Raw genomic sequence first — 22,867 nt, 5'->3', positions numbered from 1 at the left:
TGCTCTTCTCACGGGAAACGCCTGCCGGCCCCCAGACGGTTCCGGTGCAGCTGCTGCTGCACCCCCATGCGCTCCCGCATCCGGGTCAGGCGCGGCATCCGGGCGCGCTGCTCGTGCGAGACACGGTCCAGTTCCTCCAGAAGGCGGCGCGAGCGGTGCTCGGTGTCGAGCTCGTCGATGATCCGGTTGACCTCGGTCAGCACGGCGCCGAGCAGCTGCCAGTGCCGCGGGTCGCGCTCGGCATCGGCCCGCAGCGCCAGGGCCAGCTTGTCGCGGGTGGCCGCGGCCGTGTGCAGCTCGGCGGTGAGCCGGGCCTCCGCCGACTCGGCGTTCTGGCTGAGGTCCGTGGTCACCAGCACGGCGAAGCTGACCACGGCGTCGGCGATCTCGGAGAGCAGCTGCTGCACCGCGGCGCCCGTCTCCGGCGTGAACAGCGGCTCCGGGTCCCGGGACTTGGCCAGGTCGGTGAAGGAGCGGGCCAGTACCCGCAGCACGACCGTGCAGATCTCCAGGGTGTCCAGTCCCGTGCGCAGCACCACCCGGTGCAGCAGGCCCTCCTTCACCCGTGGATTGAGCCTGAGACTGTCCTCGGCCTGCCGCAGCTCCGCGTCCACCTCGGTGATCTCGTGGTCGAGCCGGCGTGCCTCGTACAGCCGTGCGGTGGTCTCCTCCACCGGCGTCTGGGTCGCGGCCTCCTCGCCCACCCGCAGCATCAGCCGCCGCAGCCGCCGCGCCAGCCCCTCGATGGACTCCCCGGCCTTGCCCACCCACACCGGGGGAGCCAGCAGCAGGTTGCAGCCCATGCCGACGATCGCGCCGATCAGCGTCTCCACGATCCGGGCCCAGGCGGTGTACCCGATGGTGGTGACGCCGAGCACCAGCATGGCGCTGATCGCCACCTCGGCCACGTACTCGTCGACGCGCACCAGGTGCCCCACGGCCAGCGCGGCCACGATCAGCAGTGCCAGGCTCCACCAGGTCAGGCCCACCAGCAGGCTGAAGGCGATGGCGACCAGGACACCCGCGACCACGGCGTTCACCCGGCGGATGCCGTTGGTGAGCGTGGCGTAGAAGGTCACCTGGACGACGAGCAGCGCGGTCAGGGGGGCGGTCAGCGGCGCCGGTTCAGGGCTGAGGCGGAGCGCGATGACGTAGGCGATCGACGCCGCCACGGCCGATCGCAGGGCCTGCACGACCACCGGGTCGCGCCGGCGCCGCACGAAGCGCGACAGGGGCGCCGTCCATTCACGTACAACTTGCATCGCTTGCCCCTGTTCCCGTTCAGGTGGCTCATCGAACACAGGGATCCGCCGAGTGGCAAGGGGGTCCACATCGTGCCGCGGCCGTCGGGGAGGGGCTGCGGCCTCAGCGGGTGACGGCCGCGCGGTTGCGGGAGCGGTAGCCGGCGACCTTGGCGAGGTTGCCGCAGCGCTCCATGGAGCACCAACGGCGGCGGCGGGCCTGGGAGTCGTCCAGGAAGAGCAGGGAACAGTCCGGGTTCCCGCACTCCTTCACCCGCTCGACCAGGGGCCCGCGCACCAGCAGGACGGCGTCCCGGGCCACCGTCGCCAGCGCGGCGCGCGCCGGGTGCCGGGCCGTCCAGCGCCGTGCGCCCAACTGGGGGGCCAGGTCGGGGTGGGCCGCGGCCTCGTTGACCAGCGCCACGTCGGCCGGGTCCGGCTCGTCGCCGGCCATCGCCGCCCGCAGGACGCGGTGGAGCGCCTCGCGCAGGAGGCGGGCCCCGGCCAGGTCGTCGGCGGTGACCCGGACGGGCCCCTCGTCGGGCGTGAGGCGTGCCTCGGCGAGCCAGCGGGCCAGTGCGCCGGTGTCCGGGAGCCGCTCCACGGGGGTGGCGTGCCGCCTGCCGAGCGTGGCCACGAAGTCCAGGCAGGGACGGCCCCCGACGAAGGGGAACGCGAGCACCGGGTCGGACGCACTGGTCATGCGAACGATCCTAACCCCTCTTGACACCGGTTCATATGGTGTCGCAGGGTGACACCACATGAACCGGTGTCAGCCGCCGCGGCGTCGTCCCGGCGGCCGCGGCAGGAAGCGGGTGCGGTATGCGTGCGGTGCGGATCGAGGAGTTCGGCGGCCCCGAGGTGCTGGTGCCGGTCGAGGTGCCCGACCCCGTGGCGGGCCCCGGGCAGGTGCTCGTACGGGTCGCCGCGGCGGGCGTGAACCGGGCGGACGCCCTGGTCAGGTCGGGGGCGTACCACCGGGCCGGGCGGCCGCCGCTGATTCCCGGCGCGGAGGCGGCCGGGACCGTCGTCGCGCTGGGGGACGGGGTGACCGGACTGGAGGTCGGGCAGCGGGTGGTGGCCCTCGACGCGGGCACCGCGCCCGGCTTCTACGCCGAACTGGTCGCCGTGCCCGTCGGACAGGTGGTGGCCCTGCCCGACGGCGTGGACCTGGTGACCGCGGCCGCGCTGCCGATCGCCTGGCTGTCGGCCTGGTACTGCCTGCGGCACCTCGCCCCGGTCGGCAAGGAGGACACCGTGGTGGTGAAGGCCGCCGCGAGCGGAGTGGGCAGCGCTGCCGTGCAGATCGCCGCCGCGGCCGGCGCCCGGGTCGTCGCGCTCGCCGGGTCGCCGGCGAAGGCCGCCTGGGCGGGTGGGTTCGGCGCGCACGCCACTGTCGACACCTCCGCGTACCCCGGCGACGCCGAGGTCGAGGAGGTGCTGCGGATCACCGGCGGGCGTGGCGCGGACATCGTGCTGGACGCCGTGGGCGGCGCCGCCCTCGCCCGCAGCCTGCGCGAGGTGGGGCACGGCGGACGGGTGGTGGCGCTGGCTAACGTCGCGCTGGAGCCCAGCACCGTCGACACCCGCGACTTCTACCCGAAGAACGCCTCGATCCTCGGCTTCCAGCTCACCGACCTCCAGGTCCACGGCTACGACCCGCGAGCCGATCTGCGCGAGCTGGCCGCGCGCGTCGCGGACGGGACGTACCGGGTGCCGGTGGAGACCGTCCTGCCGCTCGAACAGGCCCGGGCCGCCCACGAGCGGCTGGAGCGGCGGGACAACCGCGGCAAGATCGTCCTCGCCGTGGAGGAGGCCTGACCTCAGGCGTACAGCTTGTCGAGGAAGGCGGCCAGATGGCCCGTCGTACGGGCTGTCTGCTCCTCCATCGTGAGGCTCTCCTCGAAGCGTGCCCCGGAGTCGGGGACTTTCTTCCCGCGTACGTACAGGGAGCAGGCCAGGTCGGTGCACATGTACAGGCCGACCGAGTTGCCCTCGCGGCCGGCCGCGCCCGCCTTGCGTGCCGTCATGAGGGACACACCGCCCCCGCGATGGGTCGTCAGGCACAGCGAGCACATGCTGCGGTGCAGGAACCCGCGCTGCGAGGAGGGGAAGCGCAGGGTGATGCCGACCAGCCCGCCGGCCCGCTCGGTGACGAGATAGCTGCGGTCGGGCGCGCCGGGATCCCGCCAGCCGAGGAAGTCCAGGTCGTCCCAGGGGCGTTCGTCCAGATCGCGGGGGAGCGCGATCCGCTTCGCCTCGCCCTTCGAGCAGTTGACGAAGGAGCCGCGGATGTCCTGCTCGGTGAGTGGTTTCATGGGGGATCCAGATGTGTGCGTGTGTTAGTAGGCAGAAACCTAGGAGCACTAGGTATCCGAGGCCGCCAGGGTAGGCAGGCCGTGGGAGGGGAAGCCAATGGATTTCGGGTACGCGCTCGCGCGGTCGGCGCGTGCCGCGCTGCGCCACGTCGCGGCACGCTCGTCGGGACCCGCCCTGGACCCGGGTCTGCGCATCACCCTGAACTTCCACCCCGACCGGCTCTCCGGCGGCCTGCCCCTACTGGGGGCGCTGGCCCGGGACGGCGTGTACCACTCGCAGTTCGTCACCGGTACCAGCAACGGCGGGCTCACCGCGCACTCCGGCGGCGACCGGTGGCGCTGGGAGAGCCGCATCTTCGGCGGCTCCTACGACGGCGCGCCACCGACGGAACGCCCCGTGTACGGTGCGCTGAACTTCCGCCGGCAGGTGGTCGGCGCCGCCCCGCGCTTCGGCTCATCGCACTTCCGCCTGACGGCCGCGGCGCAGGCCCGGGCCACCTTCTGCTACCCCGACAGCGCGGCCGAGCCCGCCGACTTCGGCGTGGCCGCCGGGATGTCGCTCCTCGCCCTGGCGGAGGCGGACGAGCAGGACGCGCTGAACGACTACGTCGAGGCGCATGTGCACGGGGGCGTGCTGCTGGCCCGGGACGTGGAGGCGCTCGTCCTGGACGCGAGCTACCGGGGCACGCCCGTCGAGGCCGCCGCCCGCAGCCTGCCCTGCCCGCTGGAATGGCACCCCGGCTACCGGCTGACCGTGCCGCGACTGCGCCGCCACGCCGACTACCGGGGCCCGGAGTACGCCGACCTCGGCGCGGCCATCGCCGAACGCGGCGTCCTCGACCCGAGGATCATCGGCGACGCGGCCCGCACCGGCCGGTACCCCCTTCAGGACCTGAAGATGGTCTGGCACACCCTGGCCCGCTTCGGCGCCCCGGAAGGAGCGGGCACCGCCTGCTCCGCCCCCCTCGCGAGCACGCCGGAGGCATAGGCGGGGGCGAGGGGTTGCGTGCGGTCGGCCGGGCCCTCGGCAGGCGGGTGGTGCCGGCCGTCGGCTTCTCTCGGTGCTCGGGGCCGTCAGGTGTCCGCCTGTGGAGTGGGGTCTACTCCGCCTCCGCCGCCCTCGACACCGGCGGCCACACCCCGGTCGCGAGCACCCCGGAGGCGTACGCGCGAGCGATGAGTTCCGCGCGGTTGGCCGCGCCCCAGCGGGTGGACAGGCGGCGCAGGTGGTAGGTGACGCCGTCCTTGGTGAGCCCCAGTTCGCGGGCCGCGCGGGCCGTGGTGGCGCCCCCGGCGAGCAGTGCCAGCACCCTGCCCTTTCATCGGTGTGACCCGCTCGGGCTCCTCGGCGTGCCGCTCGCGCTCGTCGAGCACAGCATCACCGGCAGCATCGGCGTCGACTCCACGGAGTCGCTCACCGGGTCCGCGGTCAGCTCCCCGCGGCGCTCGGTACCGCCCGGCGCCCGCCAGCGCACCGACACCTGGTACCGCGAGCGGTGCCTGAGCCGCAGCGCCTCGGCGAGCTGTTCGCCCCGGACCGGTTCACCGCCGAGGCGGAGGCGGCCCGGCCCGGGCACGCCTTCAAACCGTTCGGCACCGGCGAACGCGCCTGCATCGGACGGCAGTTCGCCCTGCACGAGGCGACCATGCTGCCGGCGATGCTCGTCCACCGCTACCGGCTGCACGACCACGCCGACTACGCGCTCACGGTGAAGGAGACCATGGCTCACGGATGGCGCCCGGCGTCCCTGAGGCGTTCCGTACCCTGTACCGGGACCGCACACCCGGTGCCGACGAGGCGGCTGCCGGACGGTGGCTCGACACGCTGGTGGCAGCGGGCCGATACGTCGAGGACGTGTACGCGGCCGGCTGACCCGAAGGGGAGGGGTGGGCGCACGGTGGTGGACTCCTGGGAACGGGCCCGGCTGGTGCTGGAGGGCTCCCGCGTTCCGCCCGGCTCGCTGGCCGACGTGCGCCCGCTGGGCGGCGGCACGTACAACACCGTGGAGGAGCTGCGGCTCACCGACGGCAGGCGGTACGTGCTGAAGGTCGCGCCCACCGTGCCCGGCCTGCGGCACGAGTCCCGGCTGCTGATCTCCGAGGCGGAGTTCTGCCGGGTGGCCGCCGAGGCCGGCGTCACCGCGCCGGGCGTGGTGGCCCTCGGTGGCGACGGCGGCGTGGCCCACCTGCTGATGACGCTCTGCCCGGGCGAACCCTGGGACGGATCGGTGACGGAAGCCGAACGCCCGGCACTGCGCCGGGAGCTGGGCCGCCAGGTCGCCCGGCTGCACCGGCTGCGCGGGCCGGGCTTCGGCTACCCCTCCGGCGCCCTGGGCCCGCTCGCCCAGGACTGGCGGACCGCGTTCACCGCGATGTTCGAGGCGATCCTCGACGACGCCCGCCGCTACGCGGCCCGCCTGCCCCGCCCCGCCGACGCGGTGGCCCGCACCGCCCGCGCCGCGTACGGCGCGCTGGAGGAGGTCACCGTCCCGCGCCCCGTCCACTTCGACCTGTGGCAGGGGAACATCCTGCTGGACCGCTCGGCCCGGGACGTCCGCATCGGCGGCCTCATCGACGGCGAGCGGATGTTCTGGGGTGACCCGCTGGCCGACTTCGTCTCGCTCGCCCTGCTCGGCGACATCCGCCGGGACGAGGCGTTCCTCGCGGGCTACCGCGAGGCCGGCGCGGCGGCCGGGTTCGACGGCCCGGCCCGGCTCCGGCTCGCCCTGTACCGCGCCTACCTCTACCTGATCATGCTGACCGAGACGGTTCCCCGGGCGGTGGGGGAGGAGCGCGAGCGCCGGGTGCGGGAGGCGGTGGCCCCGGAACTCGTCGCCGCGCTGAACGAGATCGAGGAGGCGGCTCCGTCCTCCTGAGCCCTCCCTGGCGCACGCTTAGCTCACCACATGAACTAAGGGTTGGACGAATGTCGCGCCAGACCCGTCCGCAAGGGTATGTTGCAGATCGGGCAGGGTTCGGAGGGAGCCACATGGCGGGGCGGAACGGGCGCACGGTACGCGATCTCAGACGGGGCAACCGCACGGCGGTGCTGCAACGGCTGTACTTCGACGGACCCCTCAGCCGCTTCGAGCTCGGCCCGGCGACCGGGCTGAGCTCCGGCTCGGTCAGCAACGTGGTCGCGGACCTGGTCGCCGACGGGCTGGTCGAGGAGGCCGGCAGCGTGGACTCCGACGGCGGACGCCCCCGCACCCTGCTGCGGGTCGCCCCGGACAGCGGCCACATGATCGGCGTCGACGTCGGCGAGACACGCGTCCGCGTCGAGCTGTTCGACCTGACCCTCACCGAACTCGCCCGCGCCGAACGTCCCCTGACCCGGCAGGGGTACGACGTCGACGGCATCGTCGGACACATCCGCGACGGCGTCGCCGAGGTCCTCGCGGGCGCGCGGACCGCTCCCGAGCGGCTGCTCGGCGTCGGGGTCGGCGTCCCCGGCATCGTGGAGCGCACCTCCGACCGGGGCGCCGTGGTGCACGGGCAGACCATCGGCTGGGACGCCGTACCGCTGGAGTCACTGCTCCGCTCCGGCTCCCAACTCCCCGACAGCATCCCGTACTTCATCGACAACGGCGCCAAGACCCTCGGCCAGGCCGAGATGTGGTTCGGCGCCGGGCGGGGCGCCCGCAACGCGATCGTGGTGCTGTTCGGCTCCGGCGTCGGCGCCTGCCTGGTCACGCCGGAGGTGGAGCACGGCCGGGCCGTCGAGTGGGGACACCTGACGGTACGGGTGCGCGGGCGCCGCTGCCGCTGCGGGGCGCCCGGCTGTCTCGAGGCCTACGCGGGCGCCGAGTCGCTGCTCGACCGCTGGCGGGAGGAGGGCGGACACCCGCCGGAGGGCACCGACGAGGAGACCGCGCTGACCGCGATGCTCGCCGCCGCCTACCCGCCCGAGGGCACGGCCCCCGACCCGGTCGCACTCGCCGTCCTGGAGGAGACCGCCGAGTACCTCGGCGCCGGCCTGTCCGACCTGATCAACCTCTTCCAGCCCGAGCGGATCCTGATCGGCGGCTGGGCCGGACTCCAGCTCGGCGCCCGCTTCCTGCCCGCCGTACGCCGGCACGCCACCACGTACGCGCTGCGCCACCCGGCCGAGAAGGTCACCATCGACCTGGGCCGGCTCGGCCCCGACGCGGTCACGGTGGGCGCGGCGATCCTGCCGCTGGCCGACTTCTTCGCGCGCGGCGGCCGACGCGAGGAGCCGACCGCCGAGGACCGGCTGCCGGCCTGGCGCCGGGCGCTGCGGGAGCGGGCTCCCGACGCGTGAGGACCACGGCCGGGGCCCAGGGCTCAGGCCGAGGGCTCGTCCGGCACGGGATGCTCGGTCTGCTCCGTCCCCGAACGCGGCGCGCCCTGCCGCCCGGTCCCGGCCTCGTCGGTGTCGGGCACGTCGTCCTCGCCGGTGTCGTCGAGCCGCTCGCCCGACGCCGCCTCCCAGGGATCATCGTCCGGTCGCGCCTGCTGGTCCGGCAGATCCCGCGGTACGGGACGGCTGCCTTCCCCGGGTCCCTTCTGGTGGTCGTCAGTCACGGCGTCCTCCCGTAGGGTGTTGCGCGGTCTGTATGAGTACCGGCCCGCCGACCTGCTAAACCTCAGCCGACCTTGCGGCCCCGCAGCGGCTCGGTACCGGCCCCCGCGCCCTGCTGGAGCCCGCTCAGGAACTCTTGGAGCACATCCGTCGCGGTGCGCCGCGGCCGCCAGCCCAGTTCGGTACGCGCGCGCGTGCAGTCCATGATCGGCAGCCGCAGCACCGCGTCGAACAGGTGCGGGGAGGCCGGCACCAGGTGCAGCCCCCAGGCGGCGGCGATCGCGGACCGGGCCGCGGTGCGGGGCAGCCGTACCGGACGGGTGCCGAGCATCCCGCTCAGCAGGTCGGCGTCGACCGGCGGTTCGGCCGCCACGTTGTAGGCACCCCGCGCCTCGGGCGAGCGCAGCGCCATGCGGTACGCCTCGGCCGCGTCGTCGGTGTGCAGCGCCTGCACCCGCAGACCGGGTATGTCCGGCAGGAAACGCATCAGCTCGGGGCGGGCCAGCGGGCCCGGCAGGAAGCGGCCGGCGAAGATCCGGCGCTGCTCGCTCGCCGACTCCCGCTTGAAGAGGAAGGCCGGGCGCATCCGCACCACCCGCACATCGGTGTGGTCGCGCTCGAAGATGTCCAGGGCCCGCTCCAGGTAGGCCTTCTCACGGCAGTACGCGGCGTCCGGCCAGCCGTGCGTCGGCCACGACTCGTCCACCGCGTAGTCCTTCGGTCCCGGCGAGTACGCGCCGACCGACGAGGCGTGCACCAGCACCGGCACCCGCGCCGCGGCCACCGCCTCGAACACCCGGATGCTCCCGAGCACGTTGGTCCGCCAGGTCTTCGCCGGGTCGTGCGTCGGCTGGAACGCCCACGCCAGGTGGACCACGGCGTCCGCCCCAGCGAACCGCTCGGCGAGGTCGGCCTGCTCCGACGCCACGTCGACCCGGAACCACTCGGTCTTCGGGGGCATCCACTCCGGCGTCCGGCGGGCCAGCCCCCGCACCCACTCGACCTGCGGGTCCTCCGCCAGCAGGCGCACCATGCTGGTCCCTACGTTGCCGGTGGCGCCCGTGACCACGACCTTGCTGCCCGCTGCGCTGCTCACCTTCGGCTCCTCTCGGTGGCGGCTGACGGCCGGACCGTCCGAGTACCCGGTTCGCCGGCCATGCACGCGGCCGGCCGCCGCTCATTACACGTGAGGTAATCGACCCCTGTCGCCGGAGCCGGAATGATCGAGGACGTACCCACCCACCGGATTCCAGGAGGACCGCCATGCCGTACTTCGAGAGCCCCGTCGACGGTGTACGCCTGCACTACATCGACTACGGGCCCGCGGACGGCCCGGTGGTCGTCTTCGTGAACAGCGCCTGGCTGGGCACCGAGATGTGGGAGTTCCAGATGCTGCCGCTGGCGGCGGCGGGCTACCGGTGCGTCAGCATGGACCGGCGGGGACACGGACGCTCCGACGACGTGTGGGGCGGGTTCGACCTCGACAGCCTCGCCGACGACCTGCGGGGGCTCCTCGACCACCTCGACCTGCGCGAGGTCACGATGGTGGGTCACTCGGTGGGCAGCGTCGAGGTGGTGCGCTGTCTGACCCGGCACGGCGACGACCGGGTGGCCCGGGTCGCCCTCGTCAGCGGCGTCGCGCCCGGCGTGGTCCGGACGGCCGACAACCCGGACGGGGTGGACCCCGCCGACGCGCGCGCCGCCAACGACGTCTACCGGCGCGACCGGGCGGCCTTCTACGAGGACGGAGCCGACCCGTTCTTCGGCATCGGCCTGCCCGGCGTCGAGGTGTCGCCGGCCTTCCGGCGCCACATCATCGACCGTTGCCTGGCCACCACCCCGCACGCGTCGATCGCGATACAGGATCTGGCCGTCGCGGTGGACGTCACCGCCGAGATGCCCAAGCTGCGGATGCCGGTGCTGGTGGTGCACGGCACGCACGACTTCTCGGCGCCGCTGGAGGTGACCGGCGCCCGCTCGGCGCGGCTCGTGCCGGACGGCACGCTGAAGGTCTACGAGAACGCGGGCCACGGCCTGCCCTTCACGCACGGCGAACGGCTCACGGCGGACCTGCGGGCCTTCGTCGACGGCGGGGCGTGACCGAGCCGGACATGAGAGAGCCCCGACCGGACGGGGGAAGACCGGTCGGGGCAGCCGAGGTGTGGGCGCGGACGGCGGTCGCCTCTCGGCGAAAGGCTCCACAGGGCTTCAGCCGAACGATCGTCCCTGTGGGCAAAAGGTGAGGCCCGGGGACACTGTCCCGTCCGCACCCACGGTTGGTTCAACGGGGAACCACCGGTGGTTGTTCCGATGTGTGCCGTCCTGTGTAGTGATGTGTGTCACTGTCCGGCGTCGACGGTGGAGCGGAAGCGGTCTCCGCCCACAGGTTCTCGGCCTGGAGCAGCATCGCGCCCAGGACCGCCGCCCGCGGCGCCTCCCATCCGGCGTGCTCACGCAGGCCCTCCTGCACTTGCCGGCGCAGCTCCCGCCGCGTCCGCTCGGCGTGGTCGTCGTCCTGCTCGTCGCCGCGGACCCCGCCGCGACGCGCGTCGGAATCCACGCCGGGCCGCCCGCCCAGCAGACGGTCGCTCTCCTCGTGGCACGACCGGGCGATCAGCTCCAGCAGTTCCGCGTACGGCTGCAGCACTGCCCGGTCCGGAGGCGTGGCCGTGCGGCCCTCGTCGGCGGAGACCGCGAGCGTCCGGGTCAGCGCGCGGACATGACCGGTGACCCGGCTCCAGCGCTCGTCCTCCTCCTCCGGCGGCAGGTCCGAGGGGACGCGGCGCAGGAACCGCAACGCACGGTTGGTCAGCCGCAGGCTCTCGCGGCTCCAGCCGCGGGCCGAGCGGAGCGACTCCAGGCGGAGTTCGACGCGGGCCGCGTCGTGCGACCAGTCGGCCGCGGTGTCGGCGTCCCAGTCCCCGCGCCTGAGACCTCCGGCGATGGTGCACAGCACGTCACCCACATCCCGGGTCAGCGCCGCGAGGTTCTCCCGCACGTCCCGCAGATGGATCGGCGGCAGCACGAACGCGTTGACGGCCACCCCGATCACCGCGCCCAGCGCGGACTCGCCCACCCGGTGCCCGGCCGAGGCCGCCGTGACGCTGCCGGAGGCCAGGGTGAACACCGCCGTGGTCGCCCCGTAGATCCCCTGGTTGCCGAAACGCGACCAGTTCGCCAGCAGCATCAGCACGGGCAGGCACATGGCGAGCGCACCCAGCGTGTCCCCGGAGACGAGGTGCGCCGCCGTGCCGAGCAGCGTTCCGATGCAGATCGCCGCGAGCTGCTGCGCCGCCTGCCGCAGCGAGCTGTACACCGTGGCCTGCACCATGAGCAGCGCGACCCAGGGTGCCATCATGGCCAGCGGGTCGCCCAGCCAGTTGCTCGCCACGAACCAGGCCAGCAGCGCGGCCCCGGCGGCCTTGAGCGACTGCACCACCAGGTCTCGCTCCCGGCCAGGTCCCCGCCAGGCGGCCCGGACGGACCGGCCGACGCCCGAGGCGCCCCGGGACAGTGCCTGTCGTGGTATCCGTGTCACGCTCGTCATGGTGTGCGGGTATCCCAAGATCGCGGTTCCTCAAGTGGCTGAAGTTCACGAATCCCAGGTCATGGGGCCAGCGGACTGCCGCCCAGGGACGCCAGAAGGTGCGCGGGATCGTCGTAGACCGCCTCCGCGCCGGCGTCCTCCAGGTCGGCGCGCGGAATGCCGCCGCACAGGACGCCCACGCAACGGACCCCGGCCCGGCTCCCGGCGCGCATGTCCCACACCGTGTCGCCCACGAACACCGCGCGCTCGGCGGGCACCCCGGCCAGCTCCAGCGCGTGCTCCACGGGCTCGGGCGCGGGCTTGCCCTCCGCCACGTCGTCGGCGCTCGCGGTGGCCGCGATGGCCTCGTCCGCGTCGATCGCCCGGCGCAGCGCGCCCAGCTCCGCGCCGCTCGCCGAGGTGGCCAGGACCACCGTCCAGCCGTCCCCGTGCAGGCGCCTGAGCAGTTCCCCGGCGTCCCGGAGCGCGGGCAGCCGGTCGAAGTACTGGCCGTACAGCGCCTTGTGCGCGGCGCTGAGCTCACCGTCCCGGTCCTTGTCGCGGGCGTCGCCCAGCAGATGGGCGATCAGATCGGTGGAGCCGAGCCCGACGGCCCGGTGCACGGCGTGCATGGGCACGCGGTGGCCCGCCTGCCGGAAGGCCTCCCACCAGGTCACGACATGCAGGTGGTTGGTGTCGACGAGGGTTCCGTCGACGTCGAAGACTGCGGCACGGGCACGGTCCATCCGGGGGCCTTTCTCTCTGTGTCTCCGAGACGCGTCTCGGGTCCGTCTGCTGCGTCTCGTGTCGCACGGGTACCACGTCAGGACCCCGCCACGCCGGACGGCGTCCGGCGCTCCCTCGTCCAGGCCAGCAGTTCGTCCATGGACCAGGTGGTCACCACCCGCTCGGGCGGCACCCCGCACTCCTCCGCCCGCGCGCACCCGTGGATCTGCCAGTCCAGCTGGCCGGGCGCGTGCGCGTCGGTGTCGACGGAGAACAGCACGCCCGCCTCGACCGCCCGCCGCAGCAGCCGCCGCGGCGGGTCCAGCCGCTCCGGGCGGGAGTTGATCTCCAGGGCCGTGCCGGTCTCGGCGCAGGCGGCGAACACCTCGTCCGCGTCGAACTCCGACTCCGGCCGTCCCCGCCCGGTCACCAGCCGTCCGGTGCAGTGGCCGAGGACGTCGGAGCGCGGGTCGCGGACGGCGGCCGCCATGCGGCGGGTCATCGACCGGGCGTCCATGCGCAGTTTGGAGTGCACCGACACCACCACCACGTCGAGCCGGTCGAGCAGCTCCGGTTCCTGGTCGAGCGAGCCGTCCTCGAGGATGTCGCACTCGATGCCGGTCAGCAGCCGGAACGGGGCCCAGGTCGCGTTGAGCTCCGCCACCACCCGCAGCTGTTCGCGCAGCCGCTCGGGGGACAGTCCCCCTGCCACCGTCAGCCGGGGCGAGTGGTCCGTCAGTACCGCCCACTCGTGGCCGAGCCCGGCCGCCGCCCGGCCCATCTCGTCGATCGGGCTGCCGCCGTCGGACCAGTCCGAGTGCAGATGGCAGTCGCCGCGCAGGAGCGCACGCAGACGCTCGCCGCCCCGTGCGAGCGGGCTCTCCGCCTCGTCCTCCAGCTTGCGCAGGTAGCCCGGTGTCTGACCGGCCAGCGCCTCGCGCACGACCTGCGCGGTCTTCGGGCCGACACCCTTCAGCGACTCCAGCGTCCCCGCCGACGCCCGCTCGGCCACCTCCTCGGCGGGCAGTTGGGTGAGCACCCGGGCGGCCGTGCGGAAGGCACGTACCCGGTAGGTCGGCGCCAGGGACCGCTCCAGCAGGAAGGCGATCCGGTCCAGTGCCTCGACGGGCTCCATGCGCCTCCCCTTCCTCTCCCTTCCCCGCGTGCCCCTCCAGGGTTCCCCAGTGGCGCCGGGGCCGCACGGCGGCCTGCCGGTTTGCCCGGTTCGCACCCGGGTACTGCGGTGCTCCGTCCACCTGCCCCACGTGGAGGAGGCCTGTCATGTCCGCTCCCGCCGCACCGCGCTCCCCGGTGGCCGTGATCACCGGGGCCGACTCCGGCATCGGCCGCGCCACCGCCGTCCGCCTGGCCCGGCAGGGCGTGGACATCGGCATCACCTGGCACACCGACCTCAAGGGCGCGGAGGAGACCGCCGAGGAGGTGCGCGCCGCGGGGCAGCGGGCCGTGGTGACACAGATGGACCTCACCCGGCTGCCCGGCGCGGCGGGCGCGGTCGACGAGCTGTGCGACCGGCTCGGCAGGCTCGACATCCTGGTCAACAACGCCGGCACGGGGACCTCGACGCCCTTCCTCGACCTGGAGCCGGACACGGTGCGCGAGGTCATCGACGTGGACCTGGTCGGCCCCTTCCTGTGCGGGCAGCACGCGGCCCGGCACATGATCCGGCAGGGCGACGGCGGCCGGATCGTCAACGTCACCTCCGTCCACGAGCACCAGCCCCGGGTGGGCGCGGCCCCGTACTGCGCGGCCAAGGGCGGCCTCGGCCTGCTCACCCAGGTCATGGCGCTGGAGCTCGCCGAGTACGGCATCACGGTGAACGCCGTCGCCCCCGGCGAGATCGCCACGCCGATGACCGGCCAGGAGGACACGGACCCGCACACCGAGAGCCGCCCCGGCGTGCCGCTCGGCCGGCCGGGCGACGCCCGTGAGGTAGCGGCCGTCATCGCCTTCCTGACCGGCCCGGACGCCTCCTACGTCACCGGCGCCTCCTGGGCCGTCGACGGCGGCATGCTCCGGATGGGCCCGATGGCCGGCTCGCACCTCGGGAGCGACGACTGGCGGCGCCCCTGAGACCGTGCGACTGCGCACCAGCTCCCCCGGCCGGCCCGGATCCAGCCGGGTCCGCCGCGGCCGAGGCTTCCGCCACCGGGACGAGCGAGGCGACCCGCTCGTACCACTCGCGGCCGCCGGGGCCGCACGGGAGCGCCGTCCGGCCCCGGCAGACCGCCCGCGCCGCACGCGGAGTCAGCCACTACCTCGGCAACACGCCCGCCGTGTGCCGGTCCTCCTGCATCGACCCGGGGGTCTTCGAGCTGTTCGAGGACGGCGTGACGATCGCCCCCGTCGATGACACGCCGGGACGCCGCGCGTTTTACGCTGAATTGCATGACCGAGCAAGCAGTGCCCTATATGTCCCACCCGCGGATCCTGGTGCACGGAGTGATGCGCGGGAAGCCGGGCGACCCGCCCTTCCGCATCGTGGAGATAGACGGTCAGGTGGTCGGTGAGGCGCACGCCGTCACGGACGTGCTGGAAGCCGCCGCCGCGTACGGCATCACGGTCCACGACCTCGACGACCCGGACGTGGTCCGCTGGGTGGGCGGCGGCAAGTTCACCTGGGCCCCACGCTGGCCGTAGGGCTCAGCCGACCGTCCACTTCTGGTTGGCGCCGCCCGAGCAGGTCCAGATCTGGAGCCGGGTGCCGTTGGCGGAGTTGTTGCCCGTGACGTCCAGGCACTTGTTCGCCTGGGGGTTCACGATGTCGTTCGCCGAGGAGAGGGCCCATTTCTGCGCGGCGCTGCCGTTGCAGTCGTAGAGCTGTACCGTCGTGCCGTCCGCGGTGCCGCCGCCGGTGACGTCCAGGCACTTGCCCAGCGCGCGGATCGTGCCGTCGCCGCCGACCGTCCACTGCTGGGCCGCGGTGCCATTGCAGTCGTACAGCTGTACGGGCGTGCCGTTTGCGGAGTTCGCCCCGGCCACGTCCACGCACTTGCCGGCCAGGCCCCGGATGGCGGATCCGGTCCCGGTGCCGCCGGTCGTCACCGACACCGAGTCCACCACGAGCTGCTGCGGGAACGAGGTGGAGCCGTCCGGGTCCCCGGGCCAGTAGCCGCCCACGGCCAGGTTCAGTATCAGGAAGAACGGCTTGTTGAACACCCACGTCCTGCCGCCCAGGTCGGCGGGCGTGCGCCGCTGGTACACGTTCCCGTCCACCGACCAGGTGATGGAGTCCGGTGCCCAGTCCACGGCGAAGGTGTGGAAGGCGTCCGCGAAGGCCTGGCCGCCCGGGAGGGAGTAGGCCGCTCCGATGCCGCCCGAGCCGGAGTAGCCGGGACCGTGGATGGTGCCGTGCACGGTCGAGGGCTCGTAGCCGACGTTCTCCATGACGTCGATCTCGCCCGAGTCCGGCCAGTTGACCGGGGTGCCGAGCATCCAGAACGCGGGCCACATGCCCTGCCCGCGCGGGATCTTCATACGGGCCTCCACGTGCCCGTACTGCGCGTTGAACTTCCCGGCGGTGTTCAGCCGGGCCGAGGTGTACTGGCAGCTGCCGTACCAGCACTGGTAGCCGGCCGGGTTCTCGCGCCGCGCGGTGACGACCAGGTGACCCTGTCCGTCGAGGGCCGCGTTCCTGGTGCCGGACGTGTAGTACTGCCGCTCGTGGTTGTTGACGTTGTCGCCGGTCTCGGTCTGCCACTTCGAGGAGTCGACCGCGGCACCGGCGGGCCCGTCGAAGTTGTCGGAGAAGGCGACGGCGGCGGCCGACGCATCCGACGCGGGCGCACCCGTGCCGGAGGCGTCGGCCCGGGCGGGGCCGACGGCCGCGGAGGCGGCCAGGGCGGCCGACAGGGCGGCGAACAGACATCTGCGGAGCAGGCGTGGGGAGGCCACGACTCTCCTTCCGTGGGGGGTGGATGTGTCGCCCCTTGATTTAAGGAATGAGGTAAGGCCCCGTCAATAGGTTGGTCCGGTCCAGCTTCGAACGATCAGTGCTTCCGTACCCGCGCGTGCACCGCGCGCCCGAGCCGCCGCCCCAGGAGCAGGTAACCGACCAGCGCCCCGGTGGTGTTGAGGATGACGTCGTCCACGTCGAAGGCGCGGCCCGTCACCAGCGTGCCCTGCGCCAGTTCCACCAGGAACATCACGGTCGCGGTGAGCAGCAGCACCTTCAGGAACCCGCGCGCCCTCGGCACGAGGACCGGGACCAGCACCCCGAACGGGACGCCCAGCAGTACGTTCCCGCCGATCTGCTTCACCGCGTCGCGCAGTTCGGGCTGGTCCAGATAGGCCTTCAGCGAACGGCCCGGGTGCAGATTGGTGTGCGTGAGGGACACCGACGCCGGGGACGGCTCGAGAGTGAGCCGCGCCAGGACGACGGCGAACGCCACCATGAAGGCGAAGGCGACGAGCATGGCCAGCAGCCGTACGGGCAGTGGCAGCGCGTGCCGTTCCGCCCGCTCCGTCCCCGCCTTGGTCCGGTCGGCACGGACACGCCCCGCCCTGAGGGTGCGCAGGCGTGCGGCAGTCATCCCCATTGAGTCCTCCAGTCTTCAACTTCCCTGCGTGATAAGGCGCTTACCCGGGAAGCTGCCGGGGATGCCGTCCCCACGGCACCCGTGCCGCGTCCGCCCGGCGGTTTCCGGACGTGCTCCCGGGGCACTCCGGGCTCAGGCCCGCGCGCCGCCGCCTGCTCCCTCGCCGGTGGTGCTTGGATGCCACACACGGCGAATGCCGAGAAAACGCACATATACGACATCACTGACGAACCATCGACCGGCGGCCCGAGGAGGTGGCGTGTGAACCGGCGTACGGCTCTCCTCGCCGTCGGCGAGTGGCTCGCCTGGTGGGCCGGGCTCGTCCTGCTCTGGCTGGTGCTGATCAGCACCGTCTACCCCCTGGAGTGGGCGGTCGGCGCTGGCGCGGCGGCCGTCACGGCGCTCGCGGCCCGGGCCGCGCGACGGGCGGTGTGGCGGTGAACGGCTGGATCCTCGCGGCGGCCGTCCTGCTCGCCGCCGGAGCGGGCGCGGCCCTGTGGGGCGTGGCCACCGGCCCGCTGCGGCGCCGGGTCATGGCCCAGAACCTGATCACCTCGGCGGTCTGCCCCTGCCTGTTGCTCCTCTCCCAGGGCTACGGCCGCCCCTCGTACGTCGACCTGGCCCTGCTGCTGGCGCTGCTCGGCCCGGTCGGCACCCTGGTCTTCGCGCGGTTGCTCAGCGACGAGCTCGAGGGCGACCGGCCGCGGGCCTGGGGGCCGACCTGGGCCGCCGCGGCCCTCGGCGCGGTCGTCGTGGCCGTCCTGTGCGCGGCCACCGGACCGAGCCGCGCCATGGTCAAACTCCTCGTCATCGGCGCCCTGCTGATCGGCGGCAACCTGGTCGCCTCCCGGGCGCTGTCCGGCGGAGTGCGGGGGGTGCGGCGTGGCTGATGCCGTGATCGTCGTCGCCCTGCTGCTGGTGGCCGGCGCCGCGACCGCGGCCGTGGCCACCCGTGACCCGGCGCGGCAGGCCCTGGTGCTGTCCGTCCTCGGCGTGCTGCTCGCCGTGCTGTTCACCGTGCTCCAGGCCCCCGACGTGGGCCTGTCCCAGCTGGCCGTGGGCTCCGCGCTGACCCCGCTGCTGGTGATGCTGTCGGTGCGCAAGGTGCGGCGGCGGCCCCGGGCGAAGGACGGCGACCGGTGACCCGGCGCGCCCGGCTGTGGCTGCTGGCCGTGGGCGGCGCGGGCCTCGCCGCCCTCCTCGTCGCCGCCTGCCTCGACCTGCCGGCCTTCGGCGGCCGCCGGCACCCGTACGGCGAGCGGGCCGTGCACGCCTCGCTCGCCCGCCACATCGCCAACACGATCGCCTCCGTCAACTTCGACCAGCGCGCCTACGACACCCTCGGCGAGATGACCATCCTGTTCGGCGCCGTGCTGGGCTGCGTGGTCCTGCTGCGCCAGACCCGCGACGAGCACCGGGCCCGGCCCGAACCCGCCGACGTGGCGATGCCGGTACGCCGCTACGCCCTGGTCGTGCTGCCCGTCGCCCTCCTGTGCGGCCTCTACGTGATCGCCCACGGCCAGCTCAGCCCCGGCGGCGGCTTCCAGGGCGGCGTGGTCGCCGCGACCGCCCTGCACCTGCTGTACCTCGGCGCCGACTACCGCGCCCTGGAACGCGTCCGCCCGGTCGCCCTGTTCGAGATCGCCGACGCGCTCGCCGTCTCCGCCTACCTGGTGCTCGGCCTCGCGGGCGTGCTCGCCGGGACCGCCCTGCTCGCCAACACGCTGCTGCCGTACGGCACGTTCAACACGCTGTCCTCCGGCGGCACCGTCCCCCTGCTGAACGCGGCCATCGGCATGGAGGTCGCCTGCGCGGTGGTCGTGCTGCTCGCGGGCTTCCTGGACCAGGCCGTCGAGATCGAGGAGGAGAACGGGAGTTGAGACCACTGTGACCGCCGTGCTGCACGTCCTTCCGTACCTGGTCGCCGCATGGGTCTTCCTGATCGGCTGCTACGGCATGGCCACCAGCCGCAATCTGATCCACGCCATCGGCTGCCTGTCGGTGTGCCAGGCCGCCACCTATGTCCTGCTGCTGGCCGTCGGCTACCGCGACGGCGGCACGGCCCCGGTGTTCTCCGACATCCAGCCCGGCTCACGGCCCGTGGTCGACCCGGTGGTGCAGGCCCTCGCCCTCACCGACGTCGTCGTCGGCGCCACCGTCACCGCGCTGCTGCTCGCGCTCGTCATCCAGATCGCCAAGCGGCACGGCACGGTCGACCCCGACGAGCTCAGGGAGCTGCGCGGCTGATGCGCCACCTGCTGCCGCTGCTCGTCGTGATCCCGTTGCTCGGCGCCGCCCTGCTCGTCGCGACCGGCGGCCGCCTGCCCCGGCTCGCCGCCGACATCGCGGCCTGCGCGGTTTCCGGCGGCACGGCCGCGCTCGCGCTCGTCCTGCTGCCGGTCTCCTCCCCGCCGCTCACCGAATGGGTGGGCGGCTGGGTGCCCGTGCGCGGCGAGAGCGTCGGCATCGTCCTGACCGGGGACGGGCCGGGGCTCGGCATGGCCGCGCTGGTCTCCGTGCTGACGCTGGCGTCGCTGGTGTACTCCTGGCACTACTTCGACGAACCCCCGCGGCACCACGCCGGTTCCTTCCCCGCCCTGATGCTGCTCTTCCAGGGCGGCATGTGCGGGTTCGCGATCGCCGGGGACCTGTTCAACGCGTTCGTGTTCTTCGAGCTGATGGGCGTCGTCGCCTACGCGCTGACCGGCTACCGGATCGACGACCCCAAGGCCGTGCAGGGCGCGGTCACCTTCGGCGTCATCAACTCCCTCGGCGCGTACGCCCTGCTGATGGGCATCGGTCTGCTGTACGCGCGCACCGCCGAGCTGGCCATGTCGAAGATCGGGCACGGCCTCGACGCCACCGCCGCGCACGGGCGGCCCGACGCGCTCGTCCTCGCCGCCTTCGTGCTGGTCATGACCGGGCTGCTGGTCAAGGCCGCCGCGGCGCCCTTCCACTTCTGGCTGCCGGACGCGCACGCCGTCGCGCCCACCCCGGTGTGCATGCTGCTGTCCGGCGTCATGGTCGAGCTCGGTGTGTTCGGCGTGTGGCGGGTCTACGGCACGGTCTTCTCCGGGCCGGGCGGGATCCCGCACGCCGACTTCGAACGGGCGCTGGTGGTGCTCGGCGCGGTGACGGCGGCCGTCGGCGCGGTGATGTGCTGGTACCAGCGGCACATCAAGCGGCTGCTGGCCTACTCGACCATCGCCCACACCGGGCTGTTCCTCGTCGGCGTCGGCACGCTCACCCGCGAGGCCGACCACGGGGTCGCGCTGTACGTCCTCGGGCACGCGGGGGTGAAGGCGGCGCTGTTCGCCTGCGCGGGCATCCTCCTCGACCGGTACGGCAGCGTCGACGAGTACGCCCTGTACGGCAGGGCCCGGCGGCTGCGTGCGGTCGGCGTGATGTTCACCGCCGGCGCGCTGGGCCTGGCCGGGCTGCCGCCGTTCGGCACGGCGCTCGGCAAGTCGGTCACCGAGGAGGCCGTGGGCGGCTCGCTCACCGTGCTGTACGTCGCCGCGTCCGCGGTGACCGCCGGCGCGGTGCTGCGGGTCGCCGCCCGGGTGTTCCTGGGCCTCGGGCCCCGCCCCCGGGACGTCCCCGAGGACGAGACCACCGGCTCCGAGGAAGAGCCGGAGACCCGCGGCCGGCTGAGCCGCGTCCCGGACACCATGACCGCCGTCCCCGCGGTGCTGCTCGCCGCGGCCGTCGCCGTCGGCGTGGTCCCCGGCTTCGCGCAGGCGGTCGCCCGCGCCGTCGACGAGGCCGTGCCGGGCGGTGCCACGGCCGCCGCGGAGTGGACCCCGGCCGGCATCCTGCTGGGCCTGCTCTCCACACTGCTGGCCTTCGGCCTCGCCGCGCTGGCCGTCACCCGGCCGGACCGGGCCACCGCCCCGGACTGGGCACGGCCGCTGCGCCGGTTGCAGTCGGGCCACGTCGGCGACTACGTGGCCTGGCTGCTGCTGGGCACGACCCTGCTCGGGGCGCTCACCCTGCCGGGCGTGCTGGGCGGGTGAGTCCGCCCGAGGGGCCAGGTCCGTCCGGAGGGCCGGGTCAGGCCCCGTACGACACGTGCACCTCCTTGAAGCCGAGGGAGCCGAGCAGGCCCTGGAGCATGTCGGTGGTGTTCTTCTCGGCCCGCGCGGTCAGTCCGCTGTCCTTCGCCGCGGTGCCGATGTGCTTCACCGCGAGCTCCTGCACGGCGTGTTCGCTGTTGGGGTTGTCCGAGAACAGGTCTCCGAGCCGGTCGAGCAGACCGCGCTGCTTGGACACGGCGTACGAGTGGTCGGGGTCGAGGGCGGGCTTGCCGAGCCGCGCGTGCGGCAGCCGGAGCGTGGCCGAGGTGCGGTCGCCGTTGACCGTCACGTCGTCCTTGCCCACCTGGCCGAGGTCCACATAGGCGTCCACGGTGCCCGCCCCCACGTACAGGGTGCGGGTGCCGCGGATCGCGTCGGGGAGATACTTGGCGTCCTTCTCCAGGTCCACGACGACCTGGAAGTTGCCGGAAGCGGCGTCGTAACGGCTCATGTCCTGGATGGACTTCAGGAGCGCGGGGCCGGACCGGTCGTGGGTCTCGGTGCCGAACAGGTCCTTGATGCCCGGCAGTACGGCCAGCCGGATCCCGGCGAACAGCACCACGAGCACCAGCACGAACGCGGTCACCACCTTGGCCCAGCCGGGCATGCGCCTGGGCAGGCGCGTGAGGGAAGTCGTCATCGCGACGGTCCTCCTTCCTACAGTGCACATGCCCGGCAAATGCCCGGCCAGACCGGCGCGTTGGGGCTCCACGCCCCGCACGCCCCAAGGACCCTCGCGGAGACGTCCGGAAGCGAGTCCGCCGGGTCGTCGCCCGCCTCGCGCGAGCCGCCCCCGAGTCCGCCCGGGCGGCGGTTTCCGCTCAGGGGAGGGGGTCGTTCCGTGGCGTGGTGCGGCAGCGAAGGGTGTCAGTAGCATGAGCCGCGGCCCGTAATGATCATGCGAGGAGCGGATCGTGCGAGACATCGCCGTTTTCAGTGGCAGTGCCCATCCCGAACTGGCGAAGGAGGTCTGCGCCCACCTCGGTGTGCCGCTCAGCCCGACCCGTGTCAGCCGGTTCGCCAACGACTGTCTCGAGGTGCAGCTGGAGGCCAACTGCCGGGAGCGGGACGTCTTCCTCGTCCAGCCGCTGGTCAGGCCGGTGCAGGAACACCTCGTCGAACTGCTGCTGATGTGCGACGCGGCGCGCGGCGCGTCCGCCGCGCGCATCACGGTCGTCATGCCGCACTACTCCTACGCGCGCTCCGACAAGAAGGACGCCCCGCGGATCTCCCTCGGGGGCCGCCTGGTCGCCGACCTGATGGTGGCGGCGGGCGCGAGCCGGGTGCTCGCCATGACGCTGCACGCGCCCCAGGTGCACGGCTTCTTCTCGGTTCCCGTGGACCACCAGCACGCGCTGCGCGAACTGGCCGCGCACTTCCGGCAGTACGACCTGACGCGCACCACCGTCGTCTCGCCCGACCTGGGCAACGCCAAGGAGGCGGCCGCCTTCGCCCGGCTGATAGGGGCGCAGGTGGCCGCCGGTGCCAAGCAGCGGTTCGCCGACGACCGGGTGAGCATCAGCTCGGTCATCGGTGAGGTGGCCGGGCGGGACGTCATCGTGCTGGACGACGAGATCGCCAAGGGCAGCACCGTGCTGGAACTCCTCGACCGTCTGCGGGAGTTGGGGCCGCGCTCGATCCGGGTGGCGTGCACGCACGGGCTGTTCGCGGCGGGCGCGCTCACACGGCTGACCGAGCAGCCGGACGTACTGGAGATCGTGTGCACCAACACCGTGCCGGTCCCCGAGGACGGACACGGCGAGTACACGGACAAGCTGCGCGTCCTGTCCATCGCCCCGGCGCTCGCCGAGGCGGTGCGCCGCATCCACAACGGTGAGTCCGTCAGCGCCCTGTTCGACGAGCCGAGGAGCGAGTAGCCGG

Annotated in this window: 25 protein-coding genes and 3 pseudogenes; 16 read left to right on the top strand and 12 right to left on the bottom strand. The window is 73.5% G+C overall.

Annotated elements, in window-relative coordinates; translation table 11 throughout:
- Positions 1-8: 8 nt before the first annotated feature.
- Positions 9-1,262, bottom strand: coding sequence for an aromatic acid exporter family protein (locus tag ACFY01_RS01325; RefSeq protein WP_390733549.1), 1,254 nt, complete (start codon positions 1,260-1,262; stop codon positions 9-11).
- 103 nt (positions 1,263-1,365) lie between these two features.
- The gene (locus ACFY01_RS01320) at positions 1,366-1,944 is read right to left on the bottom strand and encodes a CGNR zinc finger domain-containing protein (protein ID WP_390733548.1); all 579 of its coding nucleotides are present in this window, start codon (positions 1,942-1,944) and stop codon (positions 1,366-1,368) included.
- Between the two features lie 119 nt (positions 1,945-2,063).
- Between ACFY01_RS01320 and ACFY01_RS01315 the strand changes: the two genes are divergently transcribed.
- On the top strand, positions 2,064-3,062 hold the full coding sequence (locus ACFY01_RS01315; protein ID WP_390733547.1) for a zinc-binding alcohol dehydrogenase family protein: 999 nt from the start codon (positions 2,064-2,066) through the stop codon (positions 3,060-3,062).
- Positions 3,063-3,064: 2 nt separating this feature from the next.
- On the opposite strand, the gene ACFY01_RS01310 is transcribed toward ACFY01_RS01315, so the two are convergent.
- Positions 3,065-3,559: an FBP domain-containing protein gene (locus ACFY01_RS01310; RefSeq protein WP_390733546.1), complete on the bottom strand. Its 495-nt coding sequence runs from the start codon at positions 3,557-3,559 to the stop codon at positions 3,065-3,067.
- Between the two features lie 97 nt (positions 3,560-3,656).
- Between ACFY01_RS01310 and ACFY01_RS01305 the strand changes: the two genes are divergently transcribed.
- On the top strand, positions 3,657-4,547 hold the full coding sequence (locus tag ACFY01_RS01305; RefSeq protein ID WP_390733545.1) for a DUF3626 domain-containing protein: 891 nt from the start codon (positions 3,657-3,659) through the stop codon (positions 4,545-4,547).
- 112 nt (positions 4,548-4,659) lie between these two features.
- Here the strand turns inward: ACFY01_RS01305 and ACFY01_RS01300 are convergent.
- Positions 4,660-5,127 (bottom strand): annotated as a pseudogene (locus ACFY01_RS01300) (LuxR C-terminal-related transcriptional regulator); the annotation flags it as partial.
- Here ACFY01_RS01300 and ACFY01_RS01295 point away from each other — a divergent pair.
- The 3 genes and pseudogenes from ACFY01_RS01295 to ACFY01_RS01285 form a co-directional block, all read left to right on the top strand.
- Positions 5,080-5,283: pseudogene (locus ACFY01_RS01295) on the top strand (cytochrome P450); the annotation flags it as partial. The pseudogenes ACFY01_RS01300 and ACFY01_RS01295 overlap by 48 nt on opposite strands.
- A gap of 174 nt (positions 5,284-5,457) precedes the next feature.
- Positions 5,458-6,435 (top strand): phosphotransferase family protein, encoded by a 978-nt coding sequence (locus tag ACFY01_RS01290; RefSeq protein WP_390734018.1) that lies wholly within the window; start codon positions 5,458-5,460, stop codon positions 6,433-6,435.
- Positions 6,436-6,548: 113 nt separating this feature from the next.
- Entirely contained in the window at positions 6,549-7,841 is a 1,293-nt protein-coding gene (locus ACFY01_RS01285) for an ROK family protein (RefSeq protein ID WP_390733544.1), read from the top strand.
- A gap of 23 nt (positions 7,842-7,864) precedes the next feature.
- Here ACFY01_RS01285 and ACFY01_RS01280 read toward each other — a convergent pair whose 3' ends face one another.
- A complete protein-coding gene (locus ACFY01_RS01280) occupies positions 7,865-8,104 on the bottom strand; it encodes a hypothetical protein (RefSeq protein ID WP_390733543.1) in 240 nt (79 codons plus the stop codon).
- Positions 8,105-8,166: 62 nt separating this feature from the next.
- Positions 8,167-9,198 carry an SDR family oxidoreductase gene (locus ACFY01_RS01275; RefSeq protein WP_390733542.1) on the bottom strand — a complete coding sequence of 344 codons (1,032 nt, stop codon included), beginning with the start codon at positions 9,196-9,198 and terminating at the stop codon, positions 8,167-8,169.
- A gap of 167 nt (positions 9,199-9,365) precedes the next feature.
- Between ACFY01_RS01275 and ACFY01_RS01270 the strand changes: the two genes are divergently transcribed.
- Positions 9,366-10,202, top strand: coding sequence for an alpha/beta fold hydrolase (locus ACFY01_RS01270; RefSeq protein ID WP_390733541.1), 837 nt, complete (start codon positions 9,366-9,368; stop codon positions 10,200-10,202).
- Between the two features lie 181 nt (positions 10,203-10,383).
- On the opposite strand, the gene ACFY01_RS01265 is transcribed toward ACFY01_RS01270, so the two are convergent.
- The 3 genes from ACFY01_RS01265 to ACFY01_RS01255 all read right to left on the bottom strand — a co-directional run bounded on the left by ACFY01_RS01265 (position 10,384) and on the right by ACFY01_RS01255 (position 13,489).
- Positions 10,384-11,649, bottom strand: coding sequence for an aromatic acid exporter family protein (locus tag ACFY01_RS01265; protein ID WP_390733540.1), 1,266 nt, complete (start codon positions 11,647-11,649; stop codon positions 10,384-10,386).
- A 59-nt stretch (positions 11,650-11,708) separates the two neighbouring features.
- Positions 11,709-12,374, bottom strand: coding sequence for an HAD family hydrolase (locus ACFY01_RS01260; RefSeq protein ID WP_390733539.1), 666 nt, complete (start codon positions 12,372-12,374; stop codon positions 11,709-11,711).
- Between the two features lie 77 nt (positions 12,375-12,451).
- Positions 12,452-13,489: a PHP domain-containing protein gene (locus tag ACFY01_RS01255; RefSeq protein ID WP_390733538.1), complete on the bottom strand. Its 1,038-nt coding sequence runs from the start codon at positions 13,487-13,489 to the stop codon at positions 12,452-12,454.
- Between the two features lie 146 nt (positions 13,490-13,635).
- On the opposite strand from ACFY01_RS01255, the gene ACFY01_RS01250 reads away from it, so the two are divergent.
- The 3 genes and pseudogenes from ACFY01_RS01250 (at position 13,636) to ACFY01_RS01240 (ending at position 15,012) form a co-directional block, all read left to right on the top strand.
- On the top strand, positions 13,636-14,445 hold the full coding sequence (locus tag ACFY01_RS01250) for an SDR family oxidoreductase (protein WP_390733537.1): 810 nt from the start codon (positions 13,636-13,638) through the stop codon (positions 14,443-14,445).
- A gap of 140 nt (positions 14,446-14,585) precedes the next feature.
- Positions 14,586-14,717, top strand: a pseudogene (locus ACFY01_RS01245) (DNA topoisomerase IB); the annotation flags it as partial.
- A gap of 43 nt (positions 14,718-14,760) precedes the next feature.
- Complete coding sequence (locus ACFY01_RS01240) at positions 14,761-15,012, top strand: hypothetical protein (RefSeq protein ID WP_390733536.1); 252 nt, start codon at positions 14,761-14,763, stop codon at positions 15,010-15,012.
- A 3-nt stretch (positions 15,013-15,015) separates the two neighbouring features.
- On the opposite strand, the gene ACFY01_RS01235 is transcribed toward ACFY01_RS01240, so the two are convergent.
- Together ACFY01_RS01235 and ACFY01_RS01230 are read right to left on the bottom strand one after the other, a co-directional pair.
- Positions 15,016-16,266 (bottom strand): ricin-type beta-trefoil lectin domain protein, encoded by a 1,251-nt coding sequence (locus ACFY01_RS01235; RefSeq protein ID WP_390733535.1) that lies wholly within the window; start codon positions 16,264-16,266, stop codon positions 15,016-15,018.
- A gap of 95 nt (positions 16,267-16,361) precedes the next feature.
- Positions 16,362-16,910: a VanZ family protein gene (locus ACFY01_RS01230; RefSeq protein ID WP_390733534.1), complete on the bottom strand. Its 549-nt coding sequence runs from the start codon at positions 16,908-16,910 to the stop codon at positions 16,362-16,364.
- Between the two features lie 261 nt (positions 16,911-17,171).
- On the opposite strand from ACFY01_RS01230, the gene ACFY01_RS01225 reads away from it, so the two are divergent.
- The 6 genes from ACFY01_RS01225 to ACFY01_RS01200 are packed head-to-tail and all read left to right on the top strand — an operon-like array spanning position 17,172 to position 20,926.
- A complete protein-coding gene (locus ACFY01_RS01225) occupies positions 17,172-17,351 on the top strand; it encodes a hypothetical protein (RefSeq protein WP_390733533.1) in 180 nt (59 codons plus the stop codon).
- On the top strand, positions 17,348-17,800 hold the full coding sequence (locus ACFY01_RS01220) for an MrpF/PhaF family protein (protein ID WP_390733532.1): 453 nt from the start codon (positions 17,348-17,350) through the stop codon (positions 17,798-17,800). Before ACFY01_RS01225 ends, ACFY01_RS01220 begins: the two co-directional genes overlap by 4 nt.
- Entirely contained in the window at positions 17,793-18,053 is a 261-nt protein-coding gene (locus tag ACFY01_RS01215) for a Na(+)/H(+) antiporter subunit B (protein WP_390733531.1), read from the top strand. Before ACFY01_RS01220 ends, ACFY01_RS01215 begins: the two co-directional genes overlap by 8 nt.
- Positions 18,050-18,790 carry an MnhB domain-containing protein gene (locus ACFY01_RS01210; RefSeq protein ID WP_390733530.1) on the top strand — a complete coding sequence of 247 codons (741 nt, stop codon included), beginning with the start codon at positions 18,050-18,052 and terminating at the stop codon, positions 18,788-18,790. Before ACFY01_RS01215 ends, ACFY01_RS01210 begins: the two co-directional genes overlap by 4 nt.
- Positions 18,791-18,809: 19 nt before the next feature.
- A complete protein-coding gene (locus ACFY01_RS01205; protein ID WP_390734017.1) occupies positions 18,810-19,157 on the top strand; it encodes a sodium:proton antiporter in 348 nt (115 codons plus the stop codon).
- The gene (locus ACFY01_RS01200; protein ID WP_390733529.1) at positions 19,157-20,926 is read left to right on the top strand and encodes a complex I subunit 5 family protein; all 1,770 of its coding nucleotides are present in this window, start codon (positions 19,157-19,159) and stop codon (positions 20,924-20,926) included. The genes ACFY01_RS01205 and ACFY01_RS01200 overlap by 1 nt, the downstream gene beginning before the upstream one ends.
- Before the next feature lie 37 nt (positions 20,927-20,963).
- On the opposite strand, the gene ACFY01_RS01195 is transcribed toward ACFY01_RS01200, so the two are convergent.
- Complete coding sequence (locus ACFY01_RS01195; protein ID WP_390733528.1) at positions 20,964-21,626, bottom strand: DUF4230 domain-containing protein; 663 nt, start codon at positions 21,624-21,626, stop codon at positions 20,964-20,966.
- Between the two features lie 274 nt (positions 21,627-21,900).
- Here ACFY01_RS01195 and ACFY01_RS01190 point away from each other — a divergent pair, with 274 nt between their 5' ends.
- Positions 21,901-22,863, top strand: a complete 963-nt coding sequence (locus ACFY01_RS01190; protein ID WP_390733527.1) for a ribose-phosphate diphosphokinase — start codon at positions 21,901-21,903, stop codon at positions 22,861-22,863.
- The last annotated feature ends 4 nt before the right edge of the window (positions 22,864-22,867 follow it).

Origin of the sequence: Streptomyces sp. NPDC001480, from assembly GCF_042894725.1 — a bacterium.
Taxonomy (GTDB): domain Bacteria; phylum Actinomycetota; class Actinomycetes; order Streptomycetales; family Streptomycetaceae; genus Streptomyces.
The sequence above is the reverse complement of the archived record's forward strand: the minus strand, read 5'-3'. Positions and strand labels throughout refer to the sequence as shown.